We start from the raw sequence: 25,067 nt of genomic DNA on the forward strand, positions 1-25,067 counted from the left end.
GAAGGTGGGTCGTACTAGTACGAGTGGTCGAGGCGTCGCCTCTCGGGGAGTCAACAGCGCAAGCACGAAAAGGATGAATCGGTGGCGTCGCGTGGTTCGACTCCAGCCGTTCCGTTCGATTAGTCGTCTGCCGGTGCCGAGGAGTCGCCACGGGAGACGCCCGTGCCGGGTCCGATGTCGATGCCGAGTTCTTCGAGACGCTCGTCGGGGACGACACCGTCGACCCACTGGCGACGTGCGTAGTACTCTTCTTTCATCTCGTCGAGTTCACACAGTTGGCCTTCGGACGCGCCCTGGCCTGGAATCGCCTCGTCACCGGGGATGAAGCGTCCCGGCAGCGAGTCGTCCGCGCCGTCGAACCCTGCGAGGTTGTTGTAGTAGCGTTCCAGCGTGTAGATGCGGTCACCGGTCTCGAGGAGTTCGTCTTCGGTGACGTCGAGGCCGGTCATGCCGTTGTACTGCAGGACGTACTCTTCGATACCCTCTGCGAAGGCGTTGAACTTGCAGATGTCGAAGGAGTCCGAGATGGCGTGCATGTCCTGGAACAGCGCCACGAGTTCGCCCTTACCGCGCCATTCGTGCGGGTCGACCTTCTCTGGGATGCCGAGAAGTTCCGCGGACGGCGTGTAGCCACGCAGGTGGCACGCACCACGGTTCGAGGTGGCGTAGCCGATGCCCATACCCTTCATACAACGTGGGTCGTACGCCGGGATGGTCTGGCCCTTGACGGCCAGCGAGTTGTCGTAGGCGTCGAAGCGCTCGGAGAGCCCGTTTGCACCCTCTGCGAGGGCGTCGGCGAGGTCGCCGTCACGGTTTGCAACCTCGGTGATGAGGTCGATCATGCGCTCGGTGTCACCCCAGTCGAGTTGTTCGCTCAGACTGTCGAGTTTGCCCTGCTCGGACATCTCCATCGCCATGGCCATCATGTTGCCCATCTCGATGGTGTCGACACCCATGTCGTTACAGCGGTCGAGCATGACAGCGATCTCGTCGCGTTCGGTGTGACCGGCGTTCGGCCCGAGTGCGTACGCAGTTTCGTACTCGTAGGACTCGGTACGGACGTTCATCTCCTCGCCTTTGTGCATCACCGACACTTCGACTTCCTTCTTACAGGCGACCGGGCAGGAGTGACACGTCGGCTCGTCGACGAGGATGTTCTCGCGGACGTTCTCACCGGAGATGCGTTCTGCATCGATGTCGACGCCCTCGGCGTCGTGCATCGAAGACGTGGACGTGTACTTCCCGTTCTTCGTCGGGAGGCCGTCCAGCTCTTCGCCAACGTTCATCAGGACGTTCGTCCCGTACACCGACAGGCCACCCTCGTTGGGGCCGGTGACCTCGGACTCACGGATGAGCTGCATCGCCTGCTGGTACCCCTTCTTGAACGTCTCTGGGTCCGCAGGTTTCGGCATTCGCGTACCGGATTTGACGACGACTGCCTTGAGGTTCTTCGACCCCATGACTGCGCCCGTGCCACCGCGGCCGGAGGCGCGGTCGTCTTCGTTGACGATACAGGCGTATTTCACGCCATTTTCGCCACCTGGGCCGATTGCCATCACCGAGAGGTTCTTGCCGAGTGAGCCGTCGACCTCGCCTTCGAGTTCGTCGATTGTGTCGTGGACACCCTTGCCCCAGAGGTGTGAGGCGTCGTGGAGCGTCACGTCACCGTCTTCGACGACGGCGTAGACTGGGTTTTCAGCTTTCCCTTTGAACAGGAGGCCGTCGACACCCGACCACTTGAGTCGGGCACCACTCCAGCCACCGTGGTGCGAGTCGGTGACGGTCCCCGTGAGCGGGGATTTCGTCACGACTGCGATTCGTCCACTCATCACCGTCTGCGTGCCGGTGAGTGGCCCTGTCATCATCGCCAAGAGGTTGTCCGGCCCCATCGGGTCCACCTCTGGACCCTGGTCGAAGACGTACTTGACACCGAGGCCTCGTGCCCCGATGTACTTCTTCGCGTCCTCGTCGTTGATGCCCTCGTAATTCACATCACCAGACGACAGGTCTACCCGCGCAATTCTGTCGTTATAACCACCGAGTTCTGTCATTGTAATCCTCGTTGATTATATACGGTTGCTAGTGGGTTAGTGATTCCCACACTGATGTAATTGAAATTGGTTACGTGTTCGAGAGACAACACTGTACCGTCGCTAGATTGCGGCAATCTGTGCGACTCATCCCGGTTTCGGCCCTGCCGTCCGCAGGGCAAGGCTTCCAGTGGCGTCGACGACAATACTTGCGGGCCCTCGCGGCGGGCACGACCACCACGTTCCCGACGTCTCCGCACCGGTCTCGAGACTCGCGAACACCTGCTTCGGTCCCGACTCGGTGACCGTCACGAGGTCACGGGTCTCACCGGGTGCGAGCTCGATACTCTGCTCGAACGTGTCTGTCTCCGTCTCGATTCGGACCGTGAGTTGGTGCGGTTCGTCGTCTCGGTTCGCTACGGTGAGCGTCGAATTCGCCGGACCGCATCCAACGGTACCGCTCTCCGTGTCGATGTACTTCGTCGGTTCGTCGGGGACGGACCACGTCGTCTCCAGCGTTCGTTCGTCCGTCTCCACGACGACACTGTACTCTCCCGTCCTGTACGTCACCGGCACTGACAGGCGGGTGCGGGCAGGTACTCGGTAGGTGCGGTCGAGAAGTGGCGACCCAGACAGTCCGATTCGAAGTCGAGTCGCGGTCTCACTGCCAGGGTTTTCGACGACGACGCCAGCGGGCGCATACCAGCGGCCAGACCCGTCTCCGACGAGTGGAAGGTCGACTGCCTCTCCACCTTGGTCGACCGAACACGCACGGCCCGGCGGGCACGAGACCATTCCCCAGAACTCGGCAGACTCGCGGCTGAGGACGACTTCGAGTCCGTCACGGGCGTCGTCGACGGTCCACGCCGAACTCGCTCGGACTCCGGTATCTGTCTCGATGAGGACCTCGGCGTCACCCAGCGGAACGTCGACTCGACTGGTGCTTCGCTCGCCGGGAACGAGGTCGAGATTCTCGAAGTAGACGTCGCGCCCGTCGCGACTGACGACGAGCGTCGTGAACACGGAGTCTGGTGTCGGATTCCAGACCGAGAGCACGCGTTCTACTCGCTCTTGTGCGGGCGTCGTCACGGTCGAGTCTCCGGTTCCCTCCTCTGGCGTGGGTGTTTCTGTCTCCGTCTCTCCCTCGGGTGACCCACATCCCGCGAGACCGGTGACACCGGCCGCGACGAGCGAGAGGAGGGCGCGGCGATTCATACCACAGGGTACGAACTCGAAATATATGAACGTCGGCGCCCGAGTACGGCGAGGTGAGTGGTTTCTCACGTCGCAGGCGCACGCCAGACGAAGCGGCTTTACGCACCCATCCGATAGGAGACTCCAATGAGTAAGCCGAGCCCCGAGGTCTACGAGCGGGGACGCGGGATGGACGCGCACAACAAGGTGATGCGTGACATCCGTTCGCGGAAGCAGAAGACCTACGACCCTCACGAGCCGACGCGGGTGTGGATTGACGAGGACAACACGCCCGACGGCGTCTACGACTCGCTGACGATTATCCTCAACACCGGTGGCTGTCGCTGGGCGCGTGCCGGTGGCTGTACGATGTGTGGCTACGTCGCCGAGTCCGTCGAAGGCGGAACCGTCTCTCACGAGGCGCTCATGGACCAGATTCAGGTCTGTCTCGACCACGAAGCTGAGAACATGGACGACGGTGAGAAAGCGGGCCTCATCAAAATCTACACCTCTGGCTCGTTCCTCGACGAGCGCGAAGTGCCCGCCGAGACGCGTGACGCCATCGCCGAGACGTTCGCCGACCGAGACCGGATGGTCGTCGAGTCGCTCCCGGACTTCGTCACGCGCGAGAAACTCGCCGACTTCACCGAGCGTGGTCTGGAGACGGACGTCGCAATCGGCCTCGAAACCGCGACCGACCGCGTCCGCCACGACTGCGTCAACAAGTACTTCGACTTCTCCGACTTCGAAGACGCCTGTGACGAGGCGGCCGCAGCAGGCGGTGGCGTGAAAGCCTATCTGCTGATGAAGCCGCCGTTCCTCTCGGAACCGGAAGCACTCGAAGACATGAAATCGTCTATCCGACGCTGTGCCGCAGTGGACAACTGCCACACCGTCTCGATGAACCCGACCAACGTCCAGCGCTACACGATGGTGGACGAACTCTTCTTCAACGGTGGCTACCGGCCGCCGTGGCTCTGGTCGGTTGCCGAGGCGCTCCGCGACACGGCCGACGTCGACGCGATCGTCGTCTCGGACCCCGTCGGTGGCGGCCAAGAACGCGGCGCGCACAACTGTGGCGAGTGCGACGAACTCGTGTTCAAGGCAGTCAAAGACTTCAACCTCCGGCAGGACCCGAGCGTCTTCGACCAGGTGTCCTGTGAGTGTGAATCCACCTGGGAGTTCGTCCTCGACGCGGAGACGAGTTACAACATGCCGCTCGTTCGATAACCGCGGCCGCGAACCACTATACGTTCGTCCAATTTGTGACGCAAACGTGTTTATTTTCTCTCACTGTGTTCCGGTTAGGACGACCCAATCGACGGTAAGACCGTCCTAACAACGAGATAGGATATTCGTATCAAAGAGGGTGTAACTCGTTCTCATATTCGGGAGTTCGGACACGTGCCCACCCGGACTGCCCGCCATCATGACGAAACACACGTACAAGACCGTCTACTATGCGGATGGGTGGTTCGAGATCCGCGAGGAAGAGAACACCGAGGCGTGGATCGCCACGGACGCTCCTCGCGCTCTCATGCCATAGCACGCGGTACGCGGGTCGGAAAATAACTCCAACCATCGCTCATCGTGTACGCTGCTACATTCGCCCATCCGACCCTGTACCGCTCACCGCCGCTGCGGCGGTCTTTTTTATCGAAAAACGAAGCTCGAACGCGAGCCTCGGCCGTAGAACGCTACCCCTCGAAACCCGACAGCACGCCTCTTCCGTCGGTGTTGCCGAGTTGCGGCAGCGATGCTCGTTCTGGGTGTGGCATCAAGACTGCGACAGATTTGGAGTCACCGAGGATACCAGCGACGTTTCCGCGCGACCCGTTGGGGTTCGCCTCGTCGGTGATGTTTCCGTCTTCGTCACAGTAGCGGAACAGAATACGGTCTTCTGCTTCGAGTTCTTCGTAGCCTTCGTCGTCGATTTCGAAGCGGCCCTCACCGTGTGCGATGGGCAGTTCGATGACGTCGCCTTCGTCGTAGGCACGGGTCCACTGCGTGTCGGCGTTTTCGACACGGAGGTAGACGTGCTCACACTGGAAGCGAGCGCTCGCGTTCGTCGTGAACGCACCGGGTGTCAGTCCAGCCTCACAGCCAACCTGGGCACCGTTACAGACGCCGAGGACGGGGATTCCTTCGTCGATCGCCTCGCGTACAGCGTTCATCACTGGCGACCGGGCGGCCATCGCGCCACCGCGAAGGTAGTCGCCGTACGAGAAGCCACCGGGGAGCATGATACCCGTCGTCTCCTCTGGGAGCGGGTCTTCGTGCCAGACGCGTTCGGCCTCGAACCCGAGGTCGGTGAGCGCGCGGACGGCGTCTCGGTCACAGTTCGACCCGCCAAACTGCACAACTGCAATCATCTCAAGCCTCGACGACCTCGACCTCGTAGTCGTGAATGGTCGGGTTCGCCAGCAAGCGTTCGGCCATCTCGTCGGCACGGTCGGCCGCCGCGTCGGCGTCCGCCGCGTCGAGGTCGACTTCGTACCGTTCGGTAAAGCGCAACGCGTCGAGTTCGAACCCGAGTCGTTCCAGTGCACGCTTCGTGGTCTCCGCCTCCGGGTCGAGCACGCCACGCTTGAGGCGCACCGTCACCGTCGCGGTGTAGGTGGTCATCGGATGACGATGCGTGGTGATGTGCAAAAACGGTTTTGGGTCGCGTTTGATATGCACGAATGTGCGCAACAATCGGAGAACAGTGTCTACGAGGCCGGAGAGCGTTCTACGTCGTGGACGGCGAGTGTCTCGTCGATGACGAGGGTGAGCGTGTCTTCGTCGACGACAAAATCCACGGTGGCCCGAAGTGGGTCGTCCGAGACGACAGTGAGCGTCGGCTTGTCTCGCCACGCAGTGCCCCAGAGATTTGGTTGCGAGAGGTCCACACCGTGGTCGTAGTAGAACGAGACGACTGCAGGGTGGTCGAGGAAGGCCATGCCGATGCCAGCGATGAGCTCCTCCCTGCAACGCGTGCAACTGTAGATGGCCTGAGCCTCTTCGCAGACGTCTGACGGGGCGAGTTCGTCCGTGTTCGTCACGAGGCGTGGTTCCATCCGGCCTCGACAACTCGCGCAGAATCCGTCGCGTGCCTGTGAGAACAACGACAGGACGAATCGCTCTGCGACTTCGGGGAAGGACGCGTCGTCATAGCCTTCTAACACGCCTGGCGGGATACCCGCGTCTAAAATCGTCTTGTCGCAGTCGGCACACCGGACTGTGACATGCTCGTCTACGTAGGTCGCTTCGACCTGCCCGTCACACGCTGGGCAAGGAGGGTCCACCGGGACGGGGCCGATGTCGTCGCCGCGGGTGTACGCCCCACCGAGGATGGCACCGACGATATTCCACCCTGCGAGTCGAATCTCGTACCCAGCGTCGGACTTCTTGACGAAGCGACCGGTGAGTTTGCCGAGGTGGTAGTTGAATCGACCGCTGTCGGGGACGCCAACACGCTCACGGAGTTCCGAGAAGGTGAGTGGTTCGTTCGGGGAGTCGGCGAGAACGCGGAGGATGGCGAGTCGCGTCTCGTCGGCGAGCAGGGAAAACGCCTGCTCGCTGTCGGAATCCACGGAAACCGGCGCATCACGGGAATGCATAGGTACCGATACGTCGGTATCGGAGTTAACTGAATCGCGCGGTGACATTATCAGGCAACCACCCATGCGATGACGGTGACAACCGTGAATGGGAGGAACATCGCCAGTCCCAGACCGATAATCCAACTAGCGACGAGCAGTGGGATGGCGACGATTGGCGCGGGCGAGGAGACTACGAACTGCGCCGCCAACACGAGGGCCACGACGGCAACGAAGCGGCCGAGGACCCGCCCAACGGCGTCGATTCGACGGTTGTGTGCGACGTTCGGGTTCATCAGTTCACACGACACACCACGACTGCATAATAGTAAGCAGAATGATATTTTTGTACGCTCGCGAACAGAAATCTCGTTCACCACCTGATGATACCGGATTCGTCTCGAAATGAACTCACCTCCGAGTTAATTGCGGAGAACGACAGCGGTTTACCGCTTGCCCTCCCACGACGGTATATGTTCAGCATCGAACAGCTGGAGGTGACGGTATGACGCGAGAACTAACCGAGATCACGGTCATCGGAGGAGACAAGACCGGACTCATCGCGAATGTGACCACCCTGCTGTTCGAACGCGGAATCAACGTCGAGGACCTCGACCAGGCCGTCCGTGAAGGAATCTTCCGGATGACCCTCCACGCGGACACCTCGGAGATGACCTGCACGCGCGACGAGCTCCGTGAGGCACTCTCCGACCTCGGTGACGACCTCGGCGTCGAGGTGCAGGTTCGGTTCCCGTCGGACCGCGAGACCCGCGAGATTGCCGTCCTCGTCACGAAGGAGTCACACTGTCTCGAAGCACTGTTCGAGGCGTGGGCGAACGACGACCTCGGCGCGGAGATTTCGGTCGTCATCGGGAACCACGACACACTCGAACCGCTCGCGAGTCACTACGACGTCCCCTTCCACGACATCGGTGACGAGAAGGGTACGTCGAACGAAGACCGACTCCTCGAACTCCTGGCGGAGTACGACGTCGACCTCATCGTGCTCGCGCGGTACATGCGTATTCTCGGGCCGAAGGTCGTCTTCCGCTACGAAGACCGCATCATCAACATCCACCCGTCGTTGCTCCCCGCCTTCCCCGGCGCGGCCGCCTACCGACAGGCCAAAGAGAAGGGTGTCCGCATCGCCGGCGTCACTGCCCACTACGTGACGACCGACCTCGATCAAGGCCCGGTCATCACCCAACGGGCGTTCGACGTCCCTGACGACGCGAGCATCGACGAAATCAAGAACCGCGGGCAACCGCTCGAAGCGGACGCGCTCCTCGAAGCCGTGAAACTCCACCTCGACGACGCGCTCACGGTCCACCGTGGTCGCACCAGTCTCCGCGAGGAAGTTGACCCCGACAATCGTCAACTCGGACTCTCCCGCGAGGCGCAAGCATCCAACCCCGACCGTCCCGTCGACGGCATCATCGACGCACTCGGGACGAAGAAACTGGCCGCCCCCGAACAGTCCGAGGACTGACCACTTTTTGTCGTCGCCCTGCGCAGTTGGGGCGATGACCGACACTTCTGCTCCTGACTTCGACGGTCGACCGAACGGACCCGGTGCGGCCCGCGCACTCGGCGAGTTCGCCCTTCGTGTCGAAGACCTCCCGGCGATGCGCGCCTTCTACCGCGACGTCGTCGGTCTCGGCGGCCCCATCGGTGACTACGACACGGCGACGTTCTTCGGCCTCGGTGAGAGCCACGCCGGTCACGAAGCTGTCTTCGTGCTCTTCGACCGAACTGCCGAGTCAGGGTACGAAGGTATCGACCAAGACACGACGACTATCGACCACTTCGCGTTCAGTATCGACCCCGACGACTTCGACGCTGAAGTCGAACGCCTCCGTGAACACGGTCTCGACCTCGACTTCGCCTACCACGAGTGGGTCGAGTGGCGCTCTCTGTACTTTTCGGACCCGGAGGGGAACAGAGTGGAGTTGGTCTGTTTCGACCCAGAGGGGATGGAGAAGAACGAACAGTACGAGTGACCTGACACGTGAACCACCCCGACCGCGACGAACCGTAACTGCCTGTTGTTCGTGAACGTCCAGAGCAACGTAAAAATATTAACGATTTTTCGGGACAAATATCTACATGGCTATGTCGGGAGAAGTTGGGACGCGACTCTTTGGCCGTGACGTGACGTTAGCGGTGTCGTGGCCGTGGGCCGTGTATTGGATTGCATTCCTTCGAGTGCTCGTCGGGACGGTATTCCTCCACGCGGGGATGGACAAGTTACTGGCAGACCAGCCGTTTACCGCTGGGTGGTGGCTCACCGGAACGGCCAGTGAGGGAGTCCTCGGGACGGTGATGGTCTGGTTCGGACAAAACGCGCCGTGGTTCGTGGATTTCGTGATTCCGTTCGGTGAACTCTTCATCGGAATCGGACTCATCGTCGGTGGATTGACTCGTCTCGCGTCGTTCTTCGGAGCGACGTTGATGTTCTTCCTCTACTTCGGAAATGCCGACTGGGAACACGGATTCGTGAACGGTGACTTGCTCCTCCTCGTCCTCTTTATCACACTCATCATCTTTGGGGGTGGACGGATCTGGGGACTCGATTCGTACTTAGAGAAGACCGAGACGGTGCAGAAATACCCACGACTCAGATACCTTCTGGGGTGATTCTAATGAGCATTACAACGTCAGAAACAGCAGACGAAATCGGTGCGGTGAACAGAATGCAACTGGCAGACAAGATTGCGATGATAGTCGGTGGGGGACTCATCCTCCTCGGCACGACGGTCATGGGCATCTTCGAATCGTTCTTCACCGGCCACACGGTGAGTCCGAACGGAAATCTCGGGGACGTGGTCATTCACACCTCGTTTGACCCGACACTTCGGGCGTACGCAATCGCCCTCGGATTACTCATCTTGTTCCTCTACGGCCTGTTCCGGTTCACGACTCAGCACCAGTGGGGTGGACAGGAGTCAGGTGGTGACGAGGTGGTCACACCTGAGTGAACCTGAACCGCCAACTCAGTACAACCAATTTTCTGCACTCGTGATAACTGGCTGAGTGGGTTGTCTCGGCCGGCAGCTTATTACATATGTGGACTATCTCGAATCCATGAACGTTCTCAAGATACTGTTAGAAGCAATCGAAGGCTACCGCGAGGGTGGCGTCGAAGAAGCGGTTTCGGAAGGCGTCGAAGAAGTTGCGGAAGAAGCGACCGGGAGAGACTTCTAAGAGGCCGTCTCCACGACGCTGATTTTTGCTGTTCGCTGCGGCCCAGTGGGATGCTGTGGGTGAGACAGCTTAGCCCAACTGTCCGCGGATTTCACCGCTGGGAGTTCCAACCGTGTGCACGTTGACGTACGCATTGCCACTCTGGATTGCGTCGTACACGTCTTCTATCGACTCCCAACCACACACGTTCCCGGGGTTGGGTTCTGTAACCGTCTCTTTCGCGAGGATACCGCTTGCTGAGGTTTGCTCGCCCCCGAACAGCGTAACTCCAACCGGTCCGTTCTGACCCGCAGGACCGCAATGGATGTGTGCGGCAAAGACATCGTCAATGTTGGCGACGATTAAGGTGTAACTGAATTGTGTGAGGTCGTCGTCGAACTTGACGAGCAGTTGTCCCTGTGCCTTCGTCTCGACTGGTGGTACCTCTTCGTCACCCCTGAGGTGTGTACGGAAGTTCCGCTTGCGTGGGGACGAGTTGCTTTTTGCAGTGGCTGGGTTTACACCGAGTCCACCCAACAACACTCCTGTCACCCCGAGTGAGACCAGAAACCGTCGTCTCCCGACGTTCGTTTGTCGCATCTCGTCTAGAAGAACGACCGATACAGCTTTTGTTAGTCGCAGATGGGCCCCAGGAAATAGACTATTAATTCGAGAGGACCGCCAGCGCGGGATTCGCGAGCTTACAGGTCGCGAACCGTCGCAACCGCGTCCTCGATGGACGGTGCGTCGAACCACTCGAAGTCGACGTACGCGTTCGTGCCTGCGCAGTAGACGTCCGAGAGTGCCTCGACGATTTCGTCGGGGAGGTTCTCTGGTTCGATTTCGCACTGCTCGCGCCAGTTAGGCTCGCCCGTCTCGATGGCTTCCTGCTTCGCGGCGGAGACGGCGTCGACCCACTCGGGTTGGACGCGCTTGTAGTACTGGCGGACGACCTCTTTCGAGACCTGCTGGCCGTCGTACGAGAAGCGGTTCTCGTCGAACGTGCCGACCACGTCTGCGACCTTCACGGTCCCGTCGTGGTACAGACACTCGATTTTCCCGTCTTCGTGGTCGAACCCGGCGCGGGCGGCGTGGTCGGTCAGAATGTGGTTCACCGCGAGTGCGAGTTCTTCGAGCTGGTCGAGGTCGACGAGACCCGCAATCTCGTCTGCCTCCTCGCGGTCGAGATAGCGGTCCTGTTCTTCGTACTTCGTCGAGAACTCGACGACGGGCTGGGGGAGGTCGACCGCTCCATCGGGCCACTCGTCGACGTCGAGGCCGTAGTCTGCGGGCTCGCCACGCTTTCTGAGACTCGACCCCACGGGGACGGTGTTGCGGAAGACGATCTCGAGCGGGATGAGGTAGTTCTCTCCGGCGGCCTCGTGGTAGGCGTCGTAGTCGTACTCGCCGTCTTCGTGCGGGAGGTCAGGTACTTGCGTGAGTTCGATAGCCATCTCGGTCGGCGGCGACTCGCACTCACCGAGGTCTTTGACTTCACCGTCTTCGACGACGCCGACGTAGTGCGTCGGGACGTGGTTCACGTCCAGAAGTTCGAAGTTGTACGCCCCCATCAGACAGAGACTCGCACCCTTGTTCGGGATGTGGTCGGGCATCTCGCCCCAGTCGAAGACAGAGTATCGGTCAGAGAAGACGAACCGGCCCCGGCCGAGGTCGGTCGCCGTCGGTTCCTCCTCGACGCGGAAGTCCTTCACGCTGGTCATGGTCGTCCCTGTGCGCTCTTCCCACTAAGAACCTTCCACTTCTGTGTGTATCTTGGCTCGAAACATCGGTGATGTATGCACGTATTCGCATAACTGGGACGATTAGGTGCAATCGGGCCGCTTTTTCGGTGCCCGACCGTCTTGTCGGCTATGAACGCCGACCTCGACGCCGATGCAGAGTGGGTTGCCGACCTGCTCCGCGAGGCGGACGTCGCCGTCGCGCTCACGGGTGCGGGGATGAGCACCGCCTCTGGCATCCCGGATTTCCGCGGCGACGACGGTATCTGGAACACCGAGTTCGACCCCCAGTCGTTCCACCGGAGCAGATTTGTAACCGACCCCGACGGCTTCTGGCGAGACCGACTCCGCCTCCACGAGCGAATGTTCCCCGACGGTGTCAGTCCGAACGCCGGCCACGACGCGCTCGCAGCACTCGAATCGAAGGGGGTTCTCGACGCCGTGGTGACCCAGAACACCGACGGCCTCCACCGAGAGTCGGGGTCAGACCACGTCGTCGAACTCCACGGAAACGCGGCGGAGGTCGTCTGCAAGGACTGTGACTCACGATTCGACGCCGACATGGCGTTCGAGCAGGTGAGAGCAGGGACGGCTCCGGCGACGTGTCCCGACTGTGGCGGCATCGTGAAACCCGCAGTCGTCCTCTTCGGCGAACGACTCCCGCGTGTCGCCTACGCCGAGGCGAAACAGCTAGCCGACGACGCGGACGTGTTCCTCGCCCTCGGGTCGTCGCTGACGGTTCACCCGGCCGCAGGACTGGCCGACCGGGCCGCAGAAGATGGGTCGCTCGTCGTCGTCAACTTCGACCCGACGCAGTACGACGACAAGGCCGACAGAGTCGTTCGGTCGGACCTCACGGAGTTTTTGCCAGCGGTCGAAAAACGAATCTGAGTCCCGAGTGCGCCCGGGCCAACGTTGGTTCTTCGGTATCTACGCACGTCTCTTGCAGGTACCACGATGAACTGTTCTTACGAGTAGCCGTGGGAGAACTCAGGAACTGCCGAACTCCTCGTGGAGATACGCGCCCACGTACCCGCCCAGTGCGCCGAGGCCAACGGTGTAGAGGAGGACGAAGGAGAGGCCGATGAGTCCAATGAGGGCGAATCCGAGGATTCCGAAGCCGATACCCATCCGGGGCGCGCCGACGATAGCGAAGAGACTGAAGAATCCGAAGACGACCAGTGCGAGAAGGACGGCGACGAGACTGACGAACAGTCCCGAGAGCGCACCCGACTTCACGCCGAGGTCACGGTCGGTCCCGGTGAGGTACCCCGCGAGTGCCCCGCCGAGAATCGTCGACCCCGGAAGCGGAGAGAGGACGATACTGGCGATTGCACCGACGAGTGCTGAAAAGAGAAGGCTTTCATCCTCCACACCGGTTGACTGCTCCCGGTCGTCGATGGACGCCTCTGACGCGTTTGGGGACGTGGAGTGTTCCATACACGGCACAACTCGGTCTGAGCGGGTAATCCTTTCTCCGACTCGGACTGTTCGTGACCGACCACTCCGCGTGGACGTGGGCACGACATTCCGGCGAGGAAATCCCCTTCCGGGACCACCCAGTTTTTAGGACCGTAGCACGTTCCTCACGACCATGACCGGTGCCGCCCGCGACGACTTCGGGTTCGACCACGTCCCGGAGACCGACCAATCGTTTGAGAACGCCTTAGCGAAGGCACGAACGGGCGAGCGCCTCACCATCGCCGACGGCGTCGAGCTCATGACGACGGGAACCGACCACGAGGGCATCGACCCGGTTCGGAAGGAACTCGTCTTGGAGGCGGCCGACCGCCGGCGCGCCGAGATGGTCGGTGACGAGGTGACCTTCGTCGCCAACCTCAACAACAACGTGACGACGGCGTGTACCACGGGCTGTCTCTTCTGCAACTTCAAGAACACCGCTCACCTCTTCGAGTCCGACTCTGACGTAGACCACGGTGGGTTCACCAAGACCCCTGAAGAGTCCCGGGACATCGTCTCGGATGCGGTCGAGATGGGTATCTACGAAGTCACCTCTGTCTCTGGGCTCCACCCTGCACTCGTCCTCGACGAGGAACACCGCGAGATTCTCGAATCGTACGACAACCCCGCGGCCGAAGTGAACTACAAACCGCCCGAGGCGTACGACGTCGACCCCAGCACCTACGCGGCCCAACTCGACGCGATGTCGGTCGACGGGGTCCACGTCCACTCGATGACGCCCGAAGAGGCCCACCACGCGAAGCGCGGGACCGACTGGAGTTACGAAGAGGTCTACCGTCGACTCGCCGACGCCGGACTCGACAGCGCCCCCGGAACCGCGGCTGAAATTCTCGTCCCTGAAGTGAGAGACGTCATCTGTCCCGGGAAAATCGGCACCGACGAGTGGGTCGCTGGGATGGAAGGGGCGATGGAAGCCGGATTAGACGTGACGGCGACCATCATGTACGGCCACGTCGAAAACGAGATGCACCGCGTGATGCACCTCGACGTCGTCCGCGACCTCCAGGACCGCTACGGCGGCATCACCGAGTTCGTCCCGCTCTCGTTCATCTACCAGAACACGCCGTTGTACGACCGTGGTCTCGTCACCGGCGGTGCCTCGGACGACGAAGACGAACTCATGATTGCCGTCTCACGACTCTACCTCGACAACATCGACCACATCCAGTCGTCGTGGGTGAAGTTCGGGAACGCGAAGGCGCTCAAACTCCTCAACTGCGGCGCAGACGACCTGATGGGGACGATTCTCTCCGAAGAGATTACGAAACGCGCCGGTGGCGAGTTCGGTGAGTTCCGGTCGTTCGACGAGTACGTCGACATGATAACGGCCATCGGACGCCAACCAGTCGAACGCTCGACCGACTATCGGACGCGCCGCCCACTCGACCCGGACGGTGGCCCACACGGCCCGATGCTCGGCCCCCGTGCGGATGGAACACCGATGCTCGAACGCCGCGGTAATTCGGCGACAGCCGACGATTGAGATGATGGCGACGACCCACGCCGCAGTGGGCCTCAGTCTCGCCGCCCCACTCACGTGGGTGGCACCGGAACTCGCAGGTGTCGCTGCGGTTGGCGCACTTCTCGGCGGTATCTTCCCCGACATCGACCTCTTCGTCGGCGTGCATCGAAAATCGCTGCACTTCCCGGTCTACTACACCGTCGCCGCTGGACTGGTGGGGCTCGCTGTTCTCGCCGCGCCCACGGCCCTCACCGTCGCACTGGCGTTTTTCTTCCTCTCTGCCGCCCTCCACTCTATCTCGGATTGGCTCGGCGCAGGTGACGAACTGCGGCCGTGGGACCGAACTTCTGACCGCGCCGTCTACGTCCACCCGGCGAAACGCTGGCTTCGTCCGCGCTATCTCGTTCGCTACGACGGTGCCCCCGAGGACCTCGTGTTGACGCTGGTGTTTGCCATTCCCGGACTGCTCGTCTTCACCGGAGGGATTCGCGTCGCGATCGTCCTCGGCATCACTATCGCCCTGTTCTACACCGGGTTCAGAAGGCGCATGCCCGACTGGTTCGGTATCTGAGCGGCAGCAGAACCAGTCGGTCAGTGAGTGCGGCGTTACGTCTCCGGCGTCGAAAGTGGTCCGTCGCCGTGAGCGACGTGTCGGAGACGCTCACTGTGAACGTCCCCGCCCCGAAGTCGGTCTGCGATTGGTTCCCGAATCCACGTCTCTCGGTTTCGCGGAGCGGGTGCAGCCTCGATACCAGACGGACGGAACTCGTCGGGCAAGTAGCGCGCGTAGACAGGCAAGCGTTCGCGGAGCGGAACACCCGATTCCTCGGCAATGTCGGCGAGTTCTTGGAGCGCAGGCCACGCGTACTCTGGGTTCACGTAGTCGTCGGTGACTGGTGAGACACCACCCAAGTCGTCGACACCGCAGTCGACGAGCCTGGCGGCCTCCGAGAGGTTCGGCGGGACCTGGACCGATATCTCCTCGGGGAGAGCCACACGGGCCATCGAGACCACACGGCGCATCGTCTCTATCGAGGGGCGTTCGTAGTCAGACCGGTCGTTCGGAACGACGTTCTGGACGATGACTTCCTGGATGTGGCCGTATCGCTCGTGGAGTGCGCGAATCGCGAGGAGACTCTCTGCCCGGTCACGCCACGTCTCTCCGATACCGACGAGGATGCCCGTGGTGAACGGGACACCTTCTTCACCGGCGGCGCGAATCGTGTTGAGTCGTTGCCCCGGCGTCTTGCGGCGGTTTCCAGCGTGGGCGGCGACGTCTGCCGTCGTCTCGAGCATCACGCCCATGCTCGCGTTCACTGGCGCGAGGGATTCGAACTGTTCGCGAGTCAGGTCGCCGGGATTCGAGTGCGGAAGCAGTCCCTCGTCGAGCGCGACCTCGCACGCGGCGACGAGATACTCCAGAATGTCGTCGTAGCCCCACTCGTCGAGTTGGCGGTGAATCTCGGTGTATCGCTCGTCTGGCGCGTCACCGAAGGTGAACAGTGCTTCCGTGCACCCAGCGTCTGCGCCCATCTGAACCACGTCTCGGACCTCGTCGAGCGACATGAGCGTCGCCTCGCCGGGGACGTCGTAGTACGTACAGTAGGTGCACGTGTACCGACACGCGGTGGTCAGCGGGAGAAACACGTTGCGAGAGAACGACAGCGACGACGGTGCGTCGACGTCACCGGACTGTGTCCGGTGGGCCGACGAGCGTTGCTCGTCGACGTCGTCGGGGCCGACTGCGAGGAGTCTGTCGACGGCAGCGTCGTCGATGTGAACCTCGACTCCGTACTCGTCGGCACCCGGGAACATACCGCTTGGTGTGCGACGGACTACTAAAAACGTATCACTCGCGGTCGATTCGGGAGACAGAAGTCGAGAGTGAGTCGGGGTTTTGGTGCCAGACACGACCCCGACCTGTCCGAAGATGCGTCAGACGTTCGTAACCCATCGCGTCGGTTACGCTCGGTCACCGTGACGTTCGGACTCCACTTCGTTGCCCGCAGCGTCTCGAAAGACGGCACGGGTGCGCGCGGCGCACGTTGCCTCAGTTCCCGCCGGGCACACGAAGACACCGCGCCTGTCAATGTATATCGTGAACTGTTATGGTCCTATCGGCACTCGCGTGTGACGCTTACCCGGCCGCGACCACGTTCGAGACGGACGCCATGCTCTTCTATCCAGTCTCGTGTTCGCCCCTGACTGTGTAGGAGTACCTCGACGAGGTCAGTCGGTTCGTCCACGTCGACGGCGAGGCGCATCGAGTCGACCTCGACGAACGACGCGCCCGCGTCTGCAGCGATAGCCCGGTGGTCGGCGATAGACGCACCGTGATAATCGACGGTAAACGACGGAGTGCGGACGACGAGCGCGTTCGTCCCGCCACCGAGTCCCGGTGCGGCTACGACGTCGCCTGCGGTCTCGAACAGTCTCGTGAGCGCCTCCGGTGTCGCGAGTGCGAGGTCTGCCATGACGATGGCGACCGGTTCGTCACCGCCGAGTTCGTCGTTGACCACCTCGGTCAGCGGCCGGTCGTCGACGATGACTGGCACGTCGACGTCGACGTCGACTGCGGTGTCTGCGAGAACAACCGGGTCACCACCTGCACGGTCGATGGCGTCGAGAACGTCACGGAGCATCACGAGTGCAAACTCGCGTCGCTCGTCGGCGTCGAAAAGCGGGGCGAGTCGCGACTTCGGAGAACGTCCCCCGAAGGGAACGGCGACTCGCATGAGAAGTTAGCCCAGTTTGTCGTAGGTCTGCTGCTGGGACTTCCAGTAGAGGAAGCCACCTGCGAGCAGCGCGACGACTACGAGTCCACCGGCGGCGTAGATGAGTAGTTGCGTCGTCTGACTCGACTGCTTCGCCTGGTTCGCGCGGGTCTCGGCTTCCTCTGCGAGGGTGGTCGCGAGGCCGAACTCGGCGCCTTCGTAGGCTTCGACAGCGTTGTTGAACGACTGCTGTGCTTCTTGGGTGTTGGAACCACTGGCGGCCGCGATGGCTGCCTTCGCACTGTCGAGTGAGTCGCGTGCGGCGGCGCTCTCTTCAGTGTAGTGGGTCGCGTTCCACGTGCCGATATCGTTACTGGAGCCTCCTTCGCGGGTCTGAGCGAGCGAGAGGACGGTGAACTCCTGTGCCGGGTCGTAGGTGAACTCCTCGACCTCGGGCACCGTTCCGGTCACCGAGACTTCGACTTCGCTCGTTCCGTCGTCAGCGGCGATTTGCGCCCCGCTGAAGTTCTGCCCGTCGAAGGACTGCTGGTCGACTTTCGCGCCCGTCTGGTCGTAGTACGTGACGGTCCACGTCACGTCTTCGAGGTGGGTCTGTCCTGCAAGCGTCCACGCTTCGAGTTGCGGGTCCTTGTACAGTTCATCGAGGGTGACCGATGCGGTCACCTTCGAATCGACCTGCGCCTCGGAGGGCGTGTCCTCAGAGGCGACGCTCACGGCGCCTGCCGGAATCGCAGCGACCGACAGGAGCACGACGAGCGCGAGCGCCAGCTTAGAAAAGCGACTCCAGTTCGTCCTCGTCATCGTTTATGAGGTTCTCCAAATTGGACTCGCTCTCCTGACGAATCTCCTCGATGTTGTCTTGCGCCTCGATGGCGACCTGCTGCAGTTCCTTGATGCGGGGCACGTTTGCCACTCCAGAGAGGAGGATGACACTCGCGACCTTTCCGGCGCCCGGAATCGGGTAGTCCCCACCGCGAACTTCCATGGAACCGGTCTGCTCCTCGATCCATTTCCGCCCGCGCTCTATGCCTTTCCGGTTCAGATGCTCCGGCGGGCCAGCGAGGACGAGCAGTGCGCGTTCGGCGCCTTCGATCTCACAGGGGAGGGTGAGGCGGCCGAGCGCTGCCTTGCGGACGAGGCTGGTGATACGGTTCGTCGTGTGTGCGGTGTCGAGGTTGTCGTCTGGCTCGTCACCGCCGGTGAGTCGCGACAGGAGGCCGCCACTCTTCTTCTTCCGTGGTTCGACGCCTTCGGACGCGTAGCCGACAGTCGAGACGCCGCCGCCGGCCAGCGTGTTGATGATCTCAGACGAGTCGACGACGGACTCTGCGACTTCCTGTCCGTCTTTGACTTCGCCAGCACCGAAGAGGACGCCGAAGCGGTTGACGATCTCGTCGTTGATTTCGTCGTAGCCGCCCTGGACGGACTCGCCGGTCTTCCGCCACGCGTCGTTGTCGAACACGAGCAGATTGTCGACCTCGCGGACGAACGTCTGGAACGACCGTGCGGCGTTCAGGGTGTAGATGCCACCCTCGTCCGATCCCGGCAGGATGCCGAGACCGTAGACAGGTTCAGTGTAGATACGTTTGAGATGTTTCGCAAGGACTGGCGCGCCACCGGACCCGGTACCGCCACCGAGACCGGAGACCACGAGGAAGGCATCGACTTCGTGGACAGGGATGCTGTCGATGGCACCCTGTACCTCATCGATGTCTTCTTCGGCGATTTCCGCACCGAGTTCGTTGTCCGCACCGACACCATGTCCCTTTACGCGGGACTGGCCGATGAGAACGCGCTGGTCCTTCGGGATATTCTTCAATCCGAGCAAGTCGGCTTTCGCAGAGTTAACTGCGACGGCGGCGCGAACGATTCCGGCGTTTCGTTCGCGGTCGTACTCGACGAATTTGTCGACTACTTTTCCCCCGGCTTGCCCGAATCCGATCATTGCGAGCTTCATAGGTTCGGTCCCCTCGCCATTGCGTGAAAGCCAGTACGAACGCGGACATAAGCGTTGTGGGATGTACGTGTAATAACAGAAACAGGTCCGACGAAAAAAAGAGCAACGACGGAGGGATGTTAATCGGACATTATGCCGGTAGAGCCCACTCAGCGGAGTGAACTATCGCGTTTCATAATCAATTAACTAATAACTTATTCGTATCTCACCTGTTCGTTTCGATGAATCACTTTCACCCAGTTAGTTCCGTTCCGAGAGGTATGCCCCAAGTGTCTTCATCGACTCCACGTCGACACCGAAACTGCCCACATCGTTGTCGTCAGTGGTGTTATCGAACTTGAGCGACCGGTACTGGTCGGAACCCATCGGGAATCCGGGAACTGCGCCGAGGACGCTGAGTCCGACGCCCGCGAGCCCCATCGGGAGGGGGACGATGGTGATCGATTTGCCTTCGGCATCGTACACCATCTCGGTGATGTCGCGCAGCGTGAGTTTCTGTGGCCCACCGATGGTGTACGTCTTCCCGACGTGGTCGTCGCCTTCGACGGCGTCGGCGAGCATCGGCACGAGGTCGCCCACCCAGATGGGTTGGAACCGCGTCTTTCCGTTTCCGGGGAGTGGGTACAGTGGAACACCCGGGGCGAACATGCCTTTGAGCCGTTTGGTGAACGAGACGAACTCACCGCCGTCACCGAAGACGACCGATGGCCGGAAGATGACCCAGTCGAGCGACGACGACTTGACTGCCTGTTCTGCGTTTCCTTTCGACCTGATGTAGGCCGTGTCGCCGTCGGGGTCCGCGCCGAGGGCGCTCATCTGCACGAGACGCGGAACGTCGTGTACCTCGGCCGCTTTCACGACGTTCTCGGTGCCCTGCCAGTGGATGATGTCGTGCATCCGATTGCCTCCCTTCGGTTCGAACAGTGGCGAGAGTGCGACGAGGTTGACGACGGCGTCTTTCCCCTCGAACGCGTCGGCCATGGAGTCGTAGTCGGTGACGTCTCCCATCACCGTCTCGACGCCATCCGGGAGGTCCTCGCTGGACGGACTCCGCGACATCGCAGTCACGCTGTGTCCACGCGACTCCAACTCACGGCAGAGGTGGCTACCGATGAATCCGCTTCCGCCGACGACAAGGACGTTCATAACGTCGTAATATTCGGCGGAATGAGGGTAAAGCTAACGGGGGGTTTCGGTCGATTTCGCCGGTTATTGCTCCGATGAGAATCATCTTCGAGGAGCGAGTGACGGACCCCGTCACAGCTGATGACTGACACGACTGCCGCGATAGTTCGGGTGCTTTTTCGTCGGGGCCGAGTCAGTAGTCGTATGCTCGTCACGCTCGAGGGACTCGACGGAAGCGGCAAGACCACCGTCTGGGAGGCCCTCCACGACGTCTATCCGGATGCTGTCTTCACTCGCGAACCGACCGACGATTCGTGGTACGGTGACGCGGTCAACCGTGCAATCGGCGACGACGACGCCGACCCGCTTGCGACGCTGTTTCTGTTTACTGCCGACCACGCCGACCACCTCTCGCGTGTCGTTCGTCCTGCACTCGCCGAGGGCGACCTCGTCATCTCTGACCGATACTCGGACTCTCGATACGCCTACCAGGGTGCCTCACTCCGCGACAGCGACCTCAAGCGCCCGATGGAGTACATCATGGGCATCCACGCAGCGTTCACTCGACCTCCGGACAAGACCATCTACCTCGACGTCGACCCCGAGACGGCGGCCGCTCGAAGCGGCAAGACCAACAAGTTCGAACAGGCGGCGTATCTCGCCGAGGTTCGCGCGAACTACGAGCGCCTCATCGAAGCCGAGCCGGAGCGGTTCGTGCGGGTCGACGCGACCCAACCGCCGGAAGACGTGCTCGACGACGTCGAAGCGGCGCTCGAAGAGATTCTCAGCGAAGCCTAAGCAATCAAGCTCGCGGCGTCTCCCGTGTCACCGGGAGTCGGGGAGGTTCTCGAACTCTTCTGGCGGCGGGACGTAGAGCGTGTCGATGGTGAATCCGAGTGCGAGTGGCATCCCAATCATCACGCCGAGCGCGGCGGCGGGACTGCCGAGATTCACGCCGATGCCGAAGACACCGGTGAACACGAGTGTCGAGAAGAACAACACCAGCGGTATCAGAAAGAGGGCGTACAGGACGTAGCCCCACTGCGTCTTCAGTCGGAGGCGGAAGAAGCGCGTCATCACCGCCGCGATGAGCGTGTGGAGACCGATGACGACGACCATGAGCGCGAGGTTGACCACCGAGACCATGCGCTGCCTAGGGAGGCAATGGTCTTTGGCCTGTCGCTCTCGGCGACTGAGGAGGCATGCGAACGGGGGACGTTTATCACGAAGGACCGTGACGCTCCGCCATGCATCGACTCATCGCAGAACGCGGGTTGGACAGCACGGGGTTCTCCGAGGAAGACGCCCGCGCAGCCCTCCGCGATATGATCCGAGCGCGACGGTTCGACGAGCGTGCACTCGCCCTCCAGCGACGTGGGTGGATGAGCGGCTACCCACCCTTCCACGGGCAGGAAGCCTCGCAAATAGGTGCCGCCCACGCGATGCGTGAGGACGACGTACTCTTACCCACCTATCGGTCGAACGCGCTCCAGATTGCTCGCGGCGTCCCGCCGAGCGACATCTTCCTCTTCCGCCGTGGCTACGCCGAATACCACTCGGACCACGACGTGCCGGTCTTCCCACAAGCGGTTCCGATTGCCAGTCAAATACCCCACGCCGCCGGGGTCGGCATGGCCGCCAACTACCGTGACGACGACTACGCGGCGCTAGTCTGCTTCGGTGACGGTGCGACCTCTGAAGGCGACTTCCACGAAGGACTCAACTTCGCCGGCGTCTTCGACGCGCCGGTGGTCTTCTTCTGTGAGAACAACGGATACGCCATCTCGCTCCCACGCGAACGCCAGACGGCCAGTGAGTCGATTGCCGGGAAGGCCGAAGCCTACGGTATCGACGGGATGCAAGTCGATGGCAACGACCCACTCGCCGTCAGGGAGGCCGTCGAAGAGGGGCTTGAAAAGGCCCGAAACGGTGAGCCGGTACTCATCGAGGCGCTTACCTACCGACAGGGACCACACACCACTGCCGACGACCCGTCACGCTACCGGGACGACGACCCGGACCTCCCCGAGTGGCGGATTCGTGACCCCCTCGAACGATTCGAGGAGTACTGTCGTGAGCAAGGCGTCGTCGACGACGACCTCGTCGAGTCGATGTACGAAGACGCCGACGACGAGTTACGTGAGGCAGTCGAGACAGCGGAAGCGGTCCCAGAACCGGGGCCGGAAGAGCTGTTCGACTACGTGTACGACGACCTGCCGCCAGAACTCGCTCGTGAACGTGAAGAACACATGGCGTTCGTCGAGGAACACGGTCCGTTCGAACTCGACCGCTGAGGGGTCGCTCCTCCGACTCTCCTCCCCGCCTTCGAGAGACACTGAGTCAGTCGTCTAACGAGATGTACGTCTTCGTGTCGGCGACGCCTTGGAGCCCTTGAATTCGACTCGACGCCGTCTTCAGTACCTCGTACACTGCTTCGGTGTCGACCTCCGCGATGATGTCGTACGCACCGGCGACGATGTGCGCCTCCGACACCGTTTCGAGTTCGCGGATTGGCCCGAGTAACTGTTCGGACTCCCCAGCGCCAGTCTTCACCATGATGAAGGCGTGAACCATGCGTGAGATATTCTACCACATGATGCAAAAGCCTTGCTTCCGCCGAGTACGGCAGATTCGTCCGAAACCGGGGTAAGGTTATTTGCCTCCCCCGTCATACCGTATTCGTATGCGGTTCGTTATCATTGGTTCTGGACGGGTTGGTCTGCGCACTGCCCGTGTCCTTCGGGAGGAAGGACACGACATCACCCTCGTCGAATTGGACCCCAACCGCGTCACGCAGGCGCAAGAGCAGGGTTTCGAGGTAATCGAAGGAGACGGTTCCCACGAGGACGTACTCCTCGAGGCTGGAATCGAGGAGGCCGACGCACTCGGGGCACTCACGGCGGACCTCAACGTGAACTTCGCGGCGTGCATGATTGGCAAGCACTTCGGGTGCCGGACGGTCATTCGCATCGACGAAGACTACCGCGAAGAGGTGTACAAGAAGTACGCCCGGGAAGTGGACGAAATCGTCTACCCAGAGCGGCTCGGTGCCATCGGTGCGAAGAACGCGCTGCTCGGCGGGTCGATTCGCGCAATCGCAGATATCGCCCAACACCTCCAGGTCATCCTCGTGACGGTGACCGACAGTTCGCCGATGAACGGCTACAGTATCGAAGAGGTTGCACTCCCGGCGAACGCCCGTCTCCTCGCGTTCGGCAAGAAAGACAAACCCATGGGTATCCCACTACAGAACGACTCACTCGAGACTGGTGACCGGGTTGCCGTCCTCGCCGACTTCGACGTCCTCCACGACGTTCGACAACTGCTCGTCGGCGATGAAGCGGCCGTCGCGGCAGGGGGTGCGTGACGATGGTTCACGCGTACATCATGGTCAAAGCGGCTGCGCTGACCGACGGCATCGACGAACTGAAAGAACAGCTCCTCGCCGTCGACCACGGAATCGAGAGCGCCCACATCGTCGCTGGCGACGTCGACTTCATCGTGAAGGTGGACGTCGGCACACCTGCAGAGGTCAAAGACGTGGCAGGTGGGATTCAGGCAGTCGACGGTATCGAAGACACCCAGACGTACATCGCCATGGACTGACGCTCGGCGAGACTGCCACCCAGTTCTGACGCACACCCGTCGCGTCCCGTTCGACACTCGTTTCGCCTTCTCGGTATCTTACTCGGCCTCGTTTCCCCGAACACAGACTGTTCACGCTCCGTTCGGCGACACAGAAGCAGTCCGAATAGAATTCCGCTTCAGAAGCCTGTTCCTGCAGCGTCGCGTGCACGACTCAGGATGCTCGTCACCGGTTCGGTGTACTCGTATCCGGGGATGATTCCCTCGACGTACGTCCCTTCGACGTAGTCGATGACTGCACCGGCGTCGTCGACACCGCGTCGCTCGTTGATGTCGACGAACGTCGTCTGGACGACTGCTTCCTCGCCGACGCGTCGAACGTCCGGGTCGAGATCGTGACTTCCCGCGATGACGCCGTTTACGTCTTCGATGCGAAGTTCGAACGTCTCGTACCAGCCATCCTCGACGATTTCGGCGACGTCGTCGGCGACGACGGCCGACAGCATCGGAACACGAACCTCGACGTCGAACTCGACGTGTCCGCTCTCCTGTGTACTGACACTGACGACTCCGTCGAACGGTGTCGTCACCGACTCGAACGTCCGGTCGTCGACCTGTTCGAACGACTTGTGGTCGCCGAACGCCCGGCGGACGCGGCCCGGAATCTCGTGGTCGCTCATAGCCAGACGAACGGCCTCACGAGAGAAAAGCCCATTGCGTTGAAGTCTCCTCGAATCGCTATAGGGCGCTGTATTCGGCGGAATGGCGGCACGTTTAAGTATCTCGCCGCACTCCATTCAGGTGACGCTTCGCTTTGGAGGGCCGAAGCGTCAGCGGGGACCAATCTAGGGCGGCATTTCCGCACGGGCCGCTCCCGTGCGGTTGCCTATCCCTTTCTGACGAAACCAACGCTTCGAGCCCGCAGTCTGTCGGTTTCTATACGTCTCGCACGGTGAGAGACTTCGCTCGACTCCCGTGATACTGTTGTGTGAAT

The 25,067-nt window shown here is 61.5% G+C and carries 29 protein-coding genes; 12 read left to right on the forward strand and 17 right to left on the reverse strand.

Annotated elements, in window-relative coordinates; genetic code table 11:
* Nucleotides 1-119 precede the first annotated feature (119 nt).
* The gene (locus GJR98_RS05740; RefSeq protein ID WP_151136350.1) at nt 120-2,051 is read right to left on the reverse strand and encodes an aldehyde ferredoxin oxidoreductase family protein; all 1,932 of its coding nucleotides are present in this window, start codon (nt 2,049-2,051) and stop codon (nt 120-122) included.
* Between the two features lie 126 nt (nt 2,052-2,177).
* On the reverse strand, nt 2,178-3,245 hold the full coding sequence (locus tag GJR98_RS05745; RefSeq protein WP_151136352.1) for a hypothetical protein: 1,068 nt from the start codon (nt 3,243-3,245) through the stop codon (nt 2,178-2,180).
* A gap of 126 nt (nt 3,246-3,371) precedes the next feature.
* Between GJR98_RS05745 and GJR98_RS05750 the strand changes: the two genes are divergently transcribed.
* A complete protein-coding gene (locus GJR98_RS05750; protein ID WP_151136354.1) occupies nt 3,372-4,454 on the forward strand; it encodes an archaeosine biosynthesis radical SAM protein RaSEA in 1,083 nt (360 codons plus the stop codon).
* A 467-nt stretch (nt 4,455-4,921) separates the two neighbouring features.
* On the opposite strand, the gene purQ is transcribed toward GJR98_RS05750, so the two are convergent.
* The 4 genes from purQ to GJR98_RS05770 all read right to left on the reverse strand — a co-directional run bounded on the left by purQ (nt 4,922) and on the right by GJR98_RS05770 (nt 7,101).
* Entirely contained in the window at nt 4,922-5,596 is a 675-nt protein-coding gene (purQ, locus tag GJR98_RS05755) for a phosphoribosylformylglycinamidine synthase I (protein ID WP_151136356.1), read from the reverse strand.
* 1 nt (nt 5,597) lies between these two features.
* Complete coding sequence (gene purS / locus GJR98_RS05760) at nt 5,598-5,849, reverse strand: phosphoribosylformylglycinamidine synthase subunit PurS (protein ID WP_151136358.1); 252 nt, start codon at nt 5,847-5,849, stop codon at nt 5,598-5,600.
* 86 nt (nt 5,850-5,935) lie between these two features.
* Nucleotides 5,936-6,799 (reverse strand): winged helix-turn-helix domain-containing protein, encoded by an 864-nt coding sequence (locus GJR98_RS05765; protein ID WP_323849378.1) that lies wholly within the window; start codon nt 6,797-6,799, stop codon nt 5,936-5,938.
* A 77-nt stretch (nt 6,800-6,876) separates the two neighbouring features.
* Nucleotides 6,877-7,101, reverse strand: a complete 225-nt coding sequence (locus tag GJR98_RS05770) for a hypothetical protein (protein WP_151136362.1) — start codon at nt 7,099-7,101, stop codon at nt 6,877-6,879.
* A gap of 209 nt (nt 7,102-7,310) precedes the next feature.
* On the opposite strand from GJR98_RS05770, the gene GJR98_RS05775 reads away from it, so the two are divergent.
* From GJR98_RS05775 to GJR98_RS05790, 4 genes are all read left to right on the forward strand, one after another.
* On the forward strand, nt 7,311-8,294 hold the full coding sequence (locus tag GJR98_RS05775) for a formyltetrahydrofolate deformylase (protein WP_151136364.1): 984 nt from the start codon (nt 7,311-7,313) through the stop codon (nt 8,292-8,294).
* A gap of 34 nt (nt 8,295-8,328) precedes the next feature.
* Nucleotides 8,329-8,805, forward strand: a complete 477-nt coding sequence (locus tag GJR98_RS05780) for a VOC family protein (RefSeq protein ID WP_151136366.1) — start codon at nt 8,329-8,331, stop codon at nt 8,803-8,805.
* 106 nt (nt 8,806-8,911) lie between these two features.
* Nucleotides 8,912-9,442: a DoxX family protein gene (locus tag GJR98_RS05785; RefSeq protein ID WP_151136367.1), complete on the forward strand. Its 531-nt coding sequence runs from the start codon at nt 8,912-8,914 to the stop codon at nt 9,440-9,442.
* 5 nt (nt 9,443-9,447) lie between these two features.
* Entirely contained in the window at nt 9,448-9,783 is a 336-nt protein-coding gene (locus GJR98_RS05790) for a hypothetical protein (RefSeq protein WP_151136369.1), read from the forward strand.
* 295 nt (nt 9,784-10,078) lie between these two features.
* Here GJR98_RS05790 and GJR98_RS05795 read toward each other — a convergent pair whose 3' ends face one another.
* Together GJR98_RS05795 and GJR98_RS05800 are read right to left on the reverse strand one after the other, a co-directional pair.
* A complete protein-coding gene (locus GJR98_RS05795) occupies nt 10,079-10,588 on the reverse strand; it encodes a CHRD domain-containing protein (protein ID WP_151136371.1) in 510 nt (169 codons plus the stop codon).
* Between the two features lie 101 nt (nt 10,589-10,689).
* Nucleotides 10,690-11,709 (reverse strand): phosphoribosylaminoimidazolesuccinocarboxamide synthase, encoded by a 1,020-nt coding sequence (locus GJR98_RS05800; RefSeq protein WP_151136373.1) that lies wholly within the window; start codon nt 11,707-11,709, stop codon nt 10,690-10,692.
* Nucleotides 11,710-11,859: 150 nt separating this feature from the next.
* Between GJR98_RS05800 and GJR98_RS05805 the strand changes: the two genes are divergently transcribed.
* A complete protein-coding gene (locus GJR98_RS05805) occupies nt 11,860-12,618 on the forward strand; it encodes an SIR2 family NAD-dependent protein deacylase (RefSeq protein WP_151136375.1) in 759 nt (252 codons plus the stop codon).
* A gap of 99 nt (nt 12,619-12,717) precedes the next feature.
* Here GJR98_RS05805 and GJR98_RS05810 read toward each other — a convergent pair whose 3' ends face one another.
* Nucleotides 12,718-13,167 carry a DUF5518 domain-containing protein gene (locus tag GJR98_RS05810; RefSeq protein ID WP_151136377.1) on the reverse strand — a complete coding sequence of 150 codons (450 nt, stop codon included), beginning with the start codon at nt 13,165-13,167 and terminating at the stop codon, nt 12,718-12,720.
* A gap of 154 nt (nt 13,168-13,321) precedes the next feature.
* On the opposite strand from GJR98_RS05810, the gene cofH reads away from it, so the two are divergent.
* Nucleotides 13,322-14,692, forward strand: a complete 1,371-nt coding sequence (cofH, locus tag GJR98_RS05815) for a 7,8-didemethyl-8-hydroxy-5-deazariboflavin synthase subunit CofH (protein WP_151136379.1) — start codon at nt 13,322-13,324, stop codon at nt 14,690-14,692.
* A 1-nt stretch (nt 14,693) separates the two neighbouring features.
* Nucleotides 14,694-15,242, forward strand: coding sequence for a metal-dependent hydrolase (locus GJR98_RS05820; RefSeq protein ID WP_151136381.1), 549 nt, complete (start codon nt 14,694-14,696; stop codon nt 15,240-15,242).
* 35 nt (nt 15,243-15,277) lie between these two features.
* On the opposite strand, the gene cofG is transcribed toward GJR98_RS05820, so the two are convergent.
* From cofG to GJR98_RS05845, 5 genes are all read right to left on the reverse strand, one after another.
* Complete coding sequence (gene cofG / locus GJR98_RS05825; protein WP_151136383.1) at nt 15,278-16,486, reverse strand: 7,8-didemethyl-8-hydroxy-5-deazariboflavin synthase subunit CofG; 1,209 nt, start codon at nt 16,484-16,486, stop codon at nt 15,278-15,280.
* 299 nt (nt 16,487-16,785) lie between these two features.
* Nucleotides 16,786-17,406 carry a 2-phospho-L-lactate guanylyltransferase gene (gene cofC, locus GJR98_RS05830; protein ID WP_151136385.1) on the reverse strand — a complete coding sequence of 207 codons (621 nt, stop codon included), beginning with the start codon at nt 17,404-17,406 and terminating at the stop codon, nt 16,786-16,788.
* Between the two features lie 6 nt (nt 17,407-17,412).
* Nucleotides 17,413-18,207, reverse strand: a complete 795-nt coding sequence (locus GJR98_RS05835; RefSeq protein ID WP_151136388.1) for a hypothetical protein — start codon at nt 18,205-18,207, stop codon at nt 17,413-17,415.
* The gene (locus GJR98_RS05840) at nt 18,176-19,363 is read right to left on the reverse strand and encodes a tubulin/FtsZ family protein (protein WP_191965426.1); all 1,188 of its coding nucleotides are present in this window, start codon (nt 19,361-19,363) and stop codon (nt 18,176-18,178) included. Before GJR98_RS05840 ends, GJR98_RS05835 begins: the two co-directional genes overlap by 32 nt.
* Nucleotides 19,364-19,603: 240 nt before the next feature.
* Nucleotides 19,604-20,509, reverse strand: a complete 906-nt coding sequence (locus tag GJR98_RS05845; RefSeq protein ID WP_151136390.1) for a complex I NDUFA9 subunit family protein — start codon at nt 20,507-20,509, stop codon at nt 19,604-19,606.
* 183 nt (nt 20,510-20,692) lie between these two features.
* Here GJR98_RS05845 and tmk point away from each other — a divergent pair, with 183 nt between their 5' ends.
* Entirely contained in the window at nt 20,693-21,286 is a 594-nt protein-coding gene (tmk, locus tag GJR98_RS05850; protein ID WP_151136392.1) for a dTMP kinase, read from the forward strand.
* A gap of 27 nt (nt 21,287-21,313) precedes the next feature.
* Here the strand turns inward: tmk and GJR98_RS05855 are convergent, their stop codons facing one another.
* Entirely contained in the window at nt 21,314-21,634 is a 321-nt protein-coding gene (locus tag GJR98_RS05855; protein ID WP_151136394.1) for a hypothetical protein, read from the reverse strand.
* Nucleotides 21,635-21,735: 101 nt separating this feature from the next.
* Between GJR98_RS05855 and GJR98_RS05860 the strand changes: the two genes are divergently transcribed.
* On the forward strand, nt 21,736-22,782 hold the full coding sequence (locus GJR98_RS05860) for a thiamine pyrophosphate-dependent dehydrogenase E1 component subunit alpha (RefSeq protein ID WP_151136396.1): 1,047 nt from the start codon (nt 21,736-21,738) through the stop codon (nt 22,780-22,782).
* 46 nt (nt 22,783-22,828) lie between these two features.
* Here the strand turns inward: GJR98_RS05860 and GJR98_RS05865 are convergent, their stop codons facing one another.
* A complete protein-coding gene (locus tag GJR98_RS05865) occupies nt 22,829-23,062 on the reverse strand; it encodes an Lrp/AsnC ligand binding domain-containing protein (protein ID WP_151136398.1) in 234 nt (77 codons plus the stop codon).
* A 109-nt stretch (nt 23,063-23,171) separates the two neighbouring features.
* Here GJR98_RS05865 and GJR98_RS05870 point away from each other — a divergent pair, with 109 nt between their 5' ends.
* Both GJR98_RS05870 and GJR98_RS05875 read left to right on the forward strand, forming a co-directional pair.
* A complete protein-coding gene (locus GJR98_RS05870) occupies nt 23,172-23,855 on the forward strand; it encodes a potassium channel family protein (RefSeq protein ID WP_151136400.1) in 684 nt (227 codons plus the stop codon).
* A gap of 2 nt (nt 23,856-23,857) precedes the next feature.
* On the forward strand, nt 23,858-24,094 hold the full coding sequence (locus GJR98_RS05875; protein ID WP_151136402.1) for an Lrp/AsnC ligand binding domain-containing protein: 237 nt from the start codon (nt 23,858-23,860) through the stop codon (nt 24,092-24,094).
* A 158-nt stretch (nt 24,095-24,252) separates the two neighbouring features.
* Here the strand turns inward: GJR98_RS05875 and GJR98_RS05880 are convergent, their stop codons facing one another.
* Entirely contained in the window at nt 24,253-24,753 is a 501-nt protein-coding gene (locus GJR98_RS05880) for a DUF5813 family protein (protein WP_151136404.1), read from the reverse strand.
* Nucleotides 24,754-25,067 lie beyond the last annotated feature (314 nt).

The organism is Haloferax marinisediminis (genome assembly GCF_009674585.1).
Classification (GTDB): Archaea; Halobacteriota; Halobacteria; order Halobacteriales; family Haloferacaceae; genus Haloferax; species Haloferax marinisediminis.

Excerpts from the sequence above, each read along its gene's own strand:
- cofG (WP_151136383.1), bottom strand. The coding sequence starts at position 16,486 with ATGTTCCCGGGTGCCGACGAGTACGGAGTCGAGGTTCACATCGACGAC.
- GJR98_RS05770 (WP_151136362.1), bottom strand. The coding sequence starts at position 7,101 with ATGAACCCGAACGTCGCACACAACCGTCGAATCGACGCCGTTGGGCGG.
- purQ (WP_151136356.1), bottom strand. The coding sequence starts at position 5,596 with ATGATTGCAGTTGTGCAGTTTGGCGGGTCGAACTGTGACCGAGACGCC.
- GJR98_RS05810 (WP_151136377.1), bottom strand. The coding sequence starts at position 13,167 with ATGGAACACTCCACGTCCCCAAACGCGTCAGAGGCGTCCATCGACGAC.
- GJR98_RS05790 (WP_151136369.1), top strand. The coding sequence starts at position 9,448 with ATGAGCATTACAACGTCAGAAACAGCAGACGAAATCGGTGCGGTGAAC.
- GJR98_RS05745 (WP_151136352.1), bottom strand. The coding sequence starts at position 3,245 with ATGAATCGCCGCGCCCTCCTCTCGCTCGTCGCGGCCGGTGTCACCGGT.
- GJR98_RS05750 (WP_151136354.1), top strand. The coding sequence starts at position 3,372 with ATGAGTAAGCCGAGCCCCGAGGTCTACGAGCGGGGACGCGGGATGGAC.
- GJR98_RS05740 (WP_151136350.1), bottom strand. The coding sequence starts at position 2,051 with ATGACAGAACTCGGTGGTTATAACGACAGAATTGCGCGGGTAGACCTG.
- GJR98_RS05865 (WP_151136398.1), bottom strand. The coding sequence starts at position 23,062 with ATGGTTCACGCCTTCATCATGGTGAAGACTGGCGCTGGGGAGTCCGAA.
- GJR98_RS05870 (WP_151136400.1), top strand. The coding sequence starts at position 23,172 with ATGCGGTTCGTTATCATTGGTTCTGGACGGGTTGGTCTGCGCACTGCC.
- GJR98_RS05820 (WP_151136381.1), top strand. The coding sequence starts at position 14,694 with ATGATGGCGACGACCCACGCCGCAGTGGGCCTCAGTCTCGCCGCCCCA.
- GJR98_RS05855 (WP_151136394.1), bottom strand. The coding sequence starts at position 21,634 with ATGGTCTCGGTGGTCAACCTCGCGCTCATGGTCGTCGTCATCGGTCTC.
- GJR98_RS05805 (WP_151136375.1), top strand. The coding sequence starts at position 11,860 with ATGAACGCCGACCTCGACGCCGATGCAGAGTGGGTTGCCGACCTGCTC.
- GJR98_RS05880 (WP_151136404.1), bottom strand. The coding sequence starts at position 24,753 with ATGAGCGACCACGAGATTCCGGGCCGCGTCCGCCGGGCGTTCGGCGAC.
- GJR98_RS05845 (WP_151136390.1), bottom strand. The coding sequence starts at position 20,509 with ATGAACGTCCTTGTCGTCGGCGGAAGCGGATTCATCGGTAGCCACCTC.
- GJR98_RS05875 (WP_151136402.1), top strand. The coding sequence starts at position 23,858 with ATGGTTCACGCGTACATCATGGTCAAAGCGGCTGCGCTGACCGACGGC.
- GJR98_RS05785 (WP_151136367.1), top strand. The coding sequence starts at position 8,912 with ATGGCTATGTCGGGAGAAGTTGGGACGCGACTCTTTGGCCGTGACGTG.
- GJR98_RS05800 (WP_151136373.1), bottom strand. The coding sequence starts at position 11,709 with ATGACCAGCGTGAAGGACTTCCGCGTCGAGGAGGAACCGACGGCGACC.
- cofH (WP_151136379.1), top strand. The coding sequence starts at position 13,322 with ATGACCGGTGCCGCCCGCGACGACTTCGGGTTCGACCACGTCCCGGAG.
- GJR98_RS05795 (WP_151136371.1), bottom strand. The coding sequence starts at position 10,588 with ATGCGACAAACGAACGTCGGGAGACGACGGTTTCTGGTCTCACTCGGG.
- GJR98_RS05780 (WP_151136366.1), top strand. The coding sequence starts at position 8,329 with ATGACCGACACTTCTGCTCCTGACTTCGACGGTCGACCGAACGGACCC.
- tmk (WP_151136392.1), top strand. The coding sequence starts at position 20,693 with ATGCTCGTCACGCTCGAGGGACTCGACGGAAGCGGCAAGACCACCGTC.
- GJR98_RS05840 (WP_191965426.1), bottom strand. The coding sequence starts at position 19,363 with ATGAAGCTCGCAATGATCGGATTCGGGCAAGCCGGGGGAAAAGTAGTC.
- purS (WP_151136358.1), bottom strand. The coding sequence starts at position 5,849 with ATGACCACCTACACCGCGACGGTGACGGTGCGCCTCAAGCGTGGCGTG.
- GJR98_RS05835 (WP_151136388.1), bottom strand. The coding sequence starts at position 18,207 with ATGACGAGGACGAACTGGAGTCGCTTTTCTAAGCTGGCGCTCGCGCTC.
- GJR98_RS05775 (WP_151136364.1), top strand. The coding sequence starts at position 7,311 with ATGACGCGAGAACTAACCGAGATCACGGTCATCGGAGGAGACAAGACC.
- GJR98_RS05860 (WP_151136396.1), top strand. The coding sequence starts at position 21,736 with ATGCATCGACTCATCGCAGAACGCGGGTTGGACAGCACGGGGTTCTCC.
- cofC (WP_151136385.1), bottom strand. The coding sequence starts at position 17,406 with ATGCGAGTCGCCGTTCCCTTCGGGGGACGTTCTCCGAAGTCGCGACTC.